Origin of the sequence: Flavobacterium sp. (assembly GCF_049318325.1) — a bacterium.
Taxonomy (GTDB): Bacteria; Bacteroidota; Bacteroidia; order Flavobacteriales; family Flavobacteriaceae; genus Flavobacterium.
In genome coordinates this window covers 1-8,132 of record NZ_JBMOGQ010000107.1, presented here as the reverse complement: position 1 = coordinate 8,132, position 8,132 = coordinate 1, and the positions used below count along the sequence as shown (strand labels likewise).

Annotated in this window: 5 protein-coding genes; 4 read left to right on the top strand and 1 reads right to left on the bottom strand. The window is 33.5% G+C overall.

Annotation, left to right across the window (positions count from 1 at the left end):
* Window positions 1–158 precede the first annotated feature (158 nt).
* Window positions 159–2,057, top strand: a complete 1,899-nt coding sequence (locus ACOYLP_RS09480; protein ID WP_422855932.1) for an amidophosphoribosyltransferase — start codon at window positions 159–161, stop codon at window positions 2,055–2,057.
* A gap of 429 nt (window positions 2,058–2,486) precedes the next feature.
* Here the strand turns inward: ACOYLP_RS09480 and ACOYLP_RS09475 are convergent, their stop codons facing one another.
* Window positions 2,487–3,095: a superoxide dismutase gene (locus ACOYLP_RS09475; RefSeq protein WP_422855931.1), complete on the bottom strand. Its 609-nt coding sequence runs from the start codon at window positions 3,093–3,095 to the stop codon at window positions 2,487–2,489.
* Window positions 3,096–3,208: 113 nt separating this feature from the next.
* Here ACOYLP_RS09475 and ACOYLP_RS09470 point away from each other — a divergent pair, with 113 nt between their 5' ends.
* The 3 genes from ACOYLP_RS09470 to kbl form a co-directional block, all read left to right on the top strand.
* Window positions 3,209–3,730 (top strand): GNAT family N-acetyltransferase, encoded by a 522-nt coding sequence (locus tag ACOYLP_RS09470; RefSeq protein ID WP_422855930.1) that lies wholly within the window; start codon window positions 3,209–3,211, stop codon window positions 3,728–3,730.
* Window positions 3,730–6,921, top strand: a complete 3,192-nt coding sequence (locus ACOYLP_RS09465; RefSeq protein WP_422855929.1) for a UvrD-helicase domain-containing protein — start codon at window positions 3,730–3,732, stop codon at window positions 6,919–6,921. The genes ACOYLP_RS09470 and ACOYLP_RS09465 overlap by 1 nt, the downstream gene beginning before the upstream one ends.
* A 56-nt stretch (window positions 6,922–6,977) precedes the next feature.
* The coding region (kbl, locus tag ACOYLP_RS09460) for a glycine C-acetyltransferase (RefSeq protein ID WP_422855928.1) at window positions 6,978–8,132 on the top strand (1,155 nt) is incomplete at its 3' end.

The following is an 8,132-nucleotide window of genomic DNA, read 5'->3' as shown; positions in this document are numbered from 1 at the left end:
CAGAAAGAATGTTGGAACTCAACAAAGAAGAAGTGAGTCAACGATTGAAACAATTTAAATCCTTAACACAATTTGATATAGAATTATAATAAATTTATGCCTCGATTTTCGGGGCATTTTTATTTTACACAACTACTAACTACAACACAACAACTACAATGAGCGACGCAATTAAACACGAATGTGGAATTGCCCTTTTACGATTAAAAAAACCATTAGAATTCTACAAAGAAAAATACGGCTCTGCTTTCTACGGCATACAAAAAATGTATCTGCTCATGGAGAAGCAACACAACCGTGGTCAAGACGGCGCCGGATTTGCCTCTATAAAATTAGATATTGAACCTGGAGAACGATACATAAGCAGAGTACGTTCAAATAAAGCCCAAGCTATTCAAGATGTTTTTTCACAAATTAATGAACGAATCAATGAAGAGTTGACAACTCATCCTGAATATCACGATAATGTGGCATTACAAAAAGAAAATATTCCTTACATCGGCGAATTGTTTTTGGGGCATGTTCGCTATGGAACTTTTGGCAAGAATAGTATAGAAAGTGTTCATCCTTTTTTACGTCAAAATAATTGGATGCACCGTAATTTGATTTTGGCAGGGAACTTCAATATGACCAATGTTACTGAACTTTTCAATAGTTTAGTAGAATTAGGTCAACATCCAAAAGAAATGACAGACACTGTTACTGTCATGGAGAAAATAGGACATTTCCTGGATGAAGCTGTTACCGATTTATATCAGGAATGTAAAAATAACGGTTTGTCAAAAAGAGAAGCATCGCCGTTAATTGCCGAAAAATTAGATATTGCACAAATTTTAAAACGCGCTTCTAAAGGTTGGGATGGTGGTTATGCTATGGCCGGACTTTTAGGTCATGGAGATGCATTTGTTTTTCGTGATCCTGCGGGAATTCGTCCAGCGTATTTTTATGAAGACGATGAGATTGTAGTCGTAGCTTCCGAAAGACCTGTAATTCAAACAGTCTTTAATGTTCCATTTGAAAATGTGCAAGAATTACATCCCGGTCGTGCTTTGATTATCAAAAAAAACGGGATTATAACCGAAGAAGAAATAATTATTCCAACCATAAAAAAGGCTTGTTCATTTGAGCGTATTTATTTTTCTCGTGGGAGCGATGCCGAAATTTATCAAGAAAGAAAAGAATTGGGTAAATTAATTCTTCCAGCTGTTTTGGATGCCATTGATAACGACACAGATAATTCCGTTTTCTCTTATATTCCAAATACTGCGGAAACTTCTTTTTACGGAATGGTAGAAGCAGCGAATGATTTTCTGAATCAAAGAAAGAATCAATTTATTTTAGATAACAGAAAAACATTAACCAAGGAAAAACTAGAAGAAATTCTGGCGGTTAAAATAAGAACTGAAAAAATTGCCATCAAAGATGCCAAACTAAGAACATTCATTACGGAAGATAGCAGTCGCGATGACTTGGTTGCACATGTTTATGATGTTACTTATGGCGTTATTAAACCAACTGATAACTTAGTAATTATTGATGATAGCATTGTTAGAGGAACAACCTTGAAAATGTCTATTATCAAGATGATGGACAGATTACATCCAAAACGAATTGTTGTGGTTTCTTCAGCGCCGCAAATCCGTTTCCCTGATTGTTATGGTATTGATATGGCAAAACTAGAAGGATTAGTAGCATTTCAGGCGACTTTAGCTTTATTGAAAGAACGTAATTTATATCACATTGTTGATGAGGTTTATGCTAAATGTAAAGCTCAGGAAAATTATAAAGATAATGATGTTATAAATTATGTAACGGAAATTTATAAGCCATTTTCAGATCAGGAAATTTCAGATAAAATAGCGGAATTACTTACTTCAGATGATATCAAGGCAGAAGTAAAAATTATTTTTCAAACAGTAGATAACCTTCATCTTGCCTGTACAAAAAATTTAGGGGATTGGTACTTTACGGGTAATTATCCAACTCCGGGAGGAAATAGAGTTGCTAATAAGGCATTTATGAATTTCTACGAAGGGAAAAATGCACGAGCTTACTAAAAATTTAACATTTTTTGAAGTTAAACGATTATTGTTGCAGTTCATCTATATTTTTTGTTTTAACTAGTAAATTAACTTTACATTTGGTGGACCATAGCATTAGTAGGTTAAGTTTATGGTAGATTTGGGGCAAAAAGGGTGAAGAGAAATTTTCACCTTTTTTATTTTATAATTGTCTGAAAATCATTAAAAAAACATAAATAACCTCTCATTTGCCAATCATCCAAATATATTTCGTTAAAAAACACCTATTTTAATTTGTAGTTATTAGTTTTGTCTTACCATAGTATTTAGTAGGTTAAGTAATTTATGGTAGATTTGGGGCAAACAGGTGGAAGAGATTCCGCCTGTTTATTTTTTATCACCATATCAAATAAAAAAACCGACTGCTTTAACAATCGGTTTCATATGGTAAAAAGTAAATTCTTTTTATTTTTTTGTAGTGTATAATCTTGCTACTTCTGCCCAGTTAATTACATTAAAAAATGCTTCAATATAATCTGGACGACGGTTTTGATAGTTCAGATAATAAGCGTGTTCCCAAACATCCATTCCTAAGATTGGAAATCCACCACAACCAGTATCCGGCATTAACGGATTATCTTGATTAGGAGTTGAGCAAACTTCAACTTTTCCTCCTTCATTTACACAAAGCCATGCCCAACCTGAACCGAAACGTGTTGCGCCAGCTTTTGCAAATTGTGCTTTAAATTCATCAAACGAACCAAAAGCCGCATCAATAGCATCGGCTAAATCCCCGGAAGGTTTTCCGCCACCATTTGGTGACATTACTCTCCAATATAAATTATGATTATAAAAACCACCACCATTATTTCTAACAGCCATGTTTTTCATGTCAAGATTCATCAAAATATTTTCAATTGTTTTTCCTTCTAAATCTGTTCCGGCAATGGCAGCATTTAAATTGGTTGTATAGGCGTTGTGATGTTTGGAATGATGAATTTCCATTGTTCTTGCATCAATATGTGGTTCTAATGCGTCGTATGCATAAGGTAATTGAGGTAATTCAAAAGCCATAATATTTTTATTTAAATTAATTTTATAAAAGTAATCCAAAATTATACATTTAACTTTACAAAATGAAATACATTAATGATATAATTATAATTTAAAATTATAGAAGAGCTAAAATGAAATTTGACCTTCAACCAACTCACTTACATAACGAAAGGATTCGCTTAATCCCGCTTCAAGAAACAGATTTTGACCGATTGTTTGAAGTGGGTTCTAATCCCAAAGTATGGGAACAGCATCCCAATCCGAACCGATATAAATTTGAAGATTTTACTAATTATTTTAAAGGTGCGATTGAATCTAATGGAGCATTATTAATTTTGGACTCCTTCTCAAATGAAACTATAGGCTGTAGTAGGTATTATGATTATAATGAAAAGGACAGAACAATTTTGATTGGTTATACTTTTATAGGAATAAAATTTTGGGGCAATGGCTATAACAAAGCTTTGAAAAAACTGATGCTCGATTATGCGTTTCAGTTTGTAAACAAAGTGTATTTTCATATTGGAGCATTTAATTATCGCTCGCAAAAAGCCATCGAGAAAATTGGCGCAACCAAAGTAGACGAATTTGAAGTTGAATATTATGGTGAAGACAGTAAGTTAAATTTCGTTTATCTAATACAAAAAAACTAATGCAAAAACCAGCTTTTTCCTTATACGACGCATCGGCAGGTTCCGGGAAAACCTATACATTGGTAAAGGAATATTTAAAAATTATTCTTGTTTCCAAAAAACCGGATGCATATCGCAATATTCTTGCCATAACGTTCACCAATAAAGCGGTACACGAAATGAAAAGCCGTGTTTTGGAAAGTCTTTCCCAATTCACTAAAGAAAACCCTTCGGAAAAAGCACTGCAGTTAATGCAGGATATCAGTTCGGACACAGGTTTGAGTTTGAATGCTATTACCGAAAAAGCCAAAAGCATCATCAAAAATTTAATCCACAATTACGCAGCTTTTGATATTTCGACTATTGATAAATTCACACACAAAGTTATTCGCGCTTTTGCACACGATTTGAATCTGCCAATAACTTTTGAAGTTTCCTTGGATACTGAAATTTTGTTAACTGAAGCCGTAGATGCTATCATAGCCGAAGCTGGTAATGATGAAGAATTGACAAAACTGCTGGTTGATTTCACCATGGAAAAAACCGATGATGATAAATCCTGGGATATTTCAAGAGAAATTATGGAAACAGGGAAGTTGATTTTAAATGAAAATAATCGGGAGGAAATCACTCATTTTGACAATAAGAAAATAACCGATTTTATTGTTATTAAAAATAAACTAACAGAACTTACGAAAGAACTAGAAACCGCTTGTGTTGATTTAGCAAACGAGGCACTTTTGCTTATAGAAAATAATAGGATTGACACCAATTCTTTCCCGTATGGTACTTTTCCAAAGCATTTGAATTTTTTAAGAGAAAAAGATAGCAGAGCCAATAACTACCGATTCAGAGAATTTGATGATATTAAAATAAAAAAAGACGCCAAAGACAAGGCTATTATTGAAAGTATTATACCAACGCTATTAGAAATTTTGGATTCAATTTATATCAAAATCGAAAAGCTATTGTTTTATAAGGCCTTTCTAAAAAACATTACCCCACTTTCTCTATTAAATACGTTGAGCAATAAATTAACTGAAATTCAAAAAGAACAAGGAATTTTATCTATAACAGAATTCAATAAATTGATTCACGACCAAATTCAGAATCAGCCGGCACCATTTATTTATGAGCGTTTGGGTGAAAAATACAAACATTTTTTCATCGACGAATTTCAGGATACTTCTGAAATGCAATGGCAAAACCTGATTCCATTGATTGACAATGCTACTTCGAGCGAAGATTTACATGGTGAAAGAGGCAGTTTGCTGATTGTGGGCGATCCAAAACAATCCATTTACCGTTGGCGTGGTGGAAAAGCAGAACAATTTATTGAATTAAGCAAAGACATAAATCCATTTAACAATCCGGAGAAAGAGTTATTCTCGTTAAAAACGAATTGGAGAAGTTATTCAAAAATCATTGACTTTAACAATGAATTTTTTGGATTTATAGCCAATGAATTTGCTCATAACGATTACAAAGATTTATATAAAAACCATACTTATCAGGAAGAAAACAATAAAAAAGGCGGCTATGTGAATATTTCCTTTTTGCCCAAATCTGAAAAAGCTGATTATGGTGAAGAAGAGAATCTTGCAAAAGTTGAAATGTATTTGTTGGCAACATTAGACAGGATTCAAAAAGTAAAAGCCAACGGATTTAGCTATAAAGACATTGTCATTTTAACCCGAAAAAAAGATAACGGAATTGCTATTGCCAATTATTTAACCCAACATGGTATTCCGATTTTGTCTTCTGAAAGTTTGTTGATTGGTTCTTCTTCTGAAGTACAATGTATCGTTGCTGTTTTATACAATTTGAAAAATAATAACGACCGTGAATCCAAAGCAAATTTCCTTTATTACATTGCGTCCAACAGAGACCAAAGTGCAAACGGGATGAAGATAAATTGTCAACAAGAATTGGCTATACATGATTTTATATCTCTTGGAATGGAACAAAATAGTGAAACCGATTTTGAACAATGGTTAGCGAGTTTTGACATTCATTTTTCGTTTAAAAACACAAGAAAAAAATCATTATATGAAGCCACAGAAAGCATCATTTCCAAAATTATCCCAATAGAAAAACGCAATGCGTATGTACAGTTCTTTTTGGACATTGTTCTTGAACAAGATATAAAAAAGCAAGCCGGAATTTCAGATTTCCTATTGTATTGGGATGCTAATTCTGGTAAATTGAGTATTCCTTCGCCCGAAGGTAAAGAAGCAGTGCGAATCATGACCATTCATACATCTAAAGGATTGGAATTCCCGGTAGTAATTTTTCCATTTGCCGAAGAAGATTATAGTAAAGGCCCAAGAGAAAAAATTTGGCTTAATGCCGATGAAGTACAAGTTGGTTTACCCAAAGTTTTAGTCGACAAGAACAACAACGTTTCAGGTTATGGCGAATCTGCAGCACTAATTTACCAACAGAAAAAACAGGAAGAGTTATTAGACGACATCAATATTTTATATGTTGCAATGACGCGAGCTGAAGAACAATTATATATAATTTCCGGAATAGTTTCTAGAAATAAAGATGGAATTTTACCAAGTAATACTGCGTCATTTTTTATAGAATTTTTAGAACAAAAAAACCAGTATAATGAAGGCAAATTGGAATACGAATTTGGTTCAGCCGAAAAGTTATCAGAAACAAAGGAAAGTAAAGACGAAACAGAAATTATTCCACAGCTTGCAACAACATTAAATATGAAAAATATCAAAATCGCCCAGCGCGAAAGTTTAATGTGGAATACAAAACAGCAAAAAGCTATAGAATACGGTAACATTCTGCATGAAATCTTATCATTCATCAAAACCAAAGATGATATAGATTTGGCCTTAACAAAAGCCATCGAAAACGGATTGATTGTTTCTTCTCAAAAAGAAGACGTTTTAAAAACTATTTATGAAATTGTAAACCATCACGATTTGTCATTGTTTTTCTCAAACGAGCATAAAATTTTAAACGAAAAAACCATTATTCAAAAAGAAGGAAACCTAGTAATACCAGACCGAATGGTTCTTACTAAGCAAAACGAAATTTACTTATTAGATTATAAAACGGGGTCACATCAAACCAAATACCAATTACAATTAGAAAACTATCAAAAAGCCATAGAAAAAATGGGTTTTAATGTCACTAAAAAAGCACTGGTTTATATTGGAGAAACTTTGGAAATAGTAAATTTGCAATAGGCAATAGGCAATAGGCAATAGGAGTTAAGCATAAACAATAAACTATAAACATCATTATGTACGGAAAAATTCAACAACACCTTCAAAACGAATTGAATACCATTGAGCAAAATGGAATTTTCAAAAAAGAACGTATTATAACTTCCCCACAAGGAGCTGAAATTACTGTTAATGGGAAAAAGGTTTTAAATTTTTGTGCCAATAACTATTTAGGATTGTCTTCACATCTGGAAGTAATTCAGGCAGCCAAAGACACTTTAGATTCTCATGGTTTCGGAATGTCATCAGTACGTTTTATTTGTGGCACTCAGGATATTCATAAAACGTTAGAAAAAAAGATAGCCGATTTCTATGGTACAGAAGACACCATTTTGTATGCTGCAGCTTTTGATGCTAATGGAGGTGTTTTCGAACCTTTGCTTGGCGAAGACGATTGTATCATTTCAGATAGTTTGAATCACGCTTCTATTATTGATGGTGTTCGTTTATGCAAGGCGGTTCGTTATCGTTATGAAAATTCCAACATGGAAGATTTGGAAAATCAATTAAAGAAAGCAGTTGAAGCTAAACATCGATTTAAACTTATAGTCACTGATGGTGTTTTTTCGATGGATGGATTAGTAGCTCCATTAGATAAAATCTGTGATTTAGCCGATAAATATGATGCATTGGTAATGGTTGACGAATGTCATGCTGCCGGTTTCATTGGAGCAACAGGAAAAGGAACGCTCGAAGCCAAAGGCGTAATGGGAAGAGTAGACATTATAACAGGAACCTTAGGTAAAGCATTAGGTGGCGCGATGGGTGGTTACACTACAGCCAAAAAAGAAGTGATTGAAATCTTGAGACAGCGTTCGCGTCCTTATTTATTTTCAAATTCATTGGCTCCGGCCATTGTAGGAGCATCAATTAAGGTTTTTGAACTATTAGAAAAAGATACTACGCTTAGAACTAAACTAGAATGGAATACCAATTATTTTAAAGAAGGGTTACGCAAAGCAGGAATTGACTTTATTGATGGTGATTCGGCTATTGTTCCAGTCATGTTATACGAAGCAAAATTGTCTCAAATAATGGCAGATGAGCTTTTAAAGAAGGGCATCTATGTTATTGGTTTCTTTTTTCCGGTTGTGCCTAAAGATAAGGCAAGGATTAGAGTTCAGTTGTCTGCCGCTCATTCTAAAGAACATTTGGACAAAGCCATTTCTGCC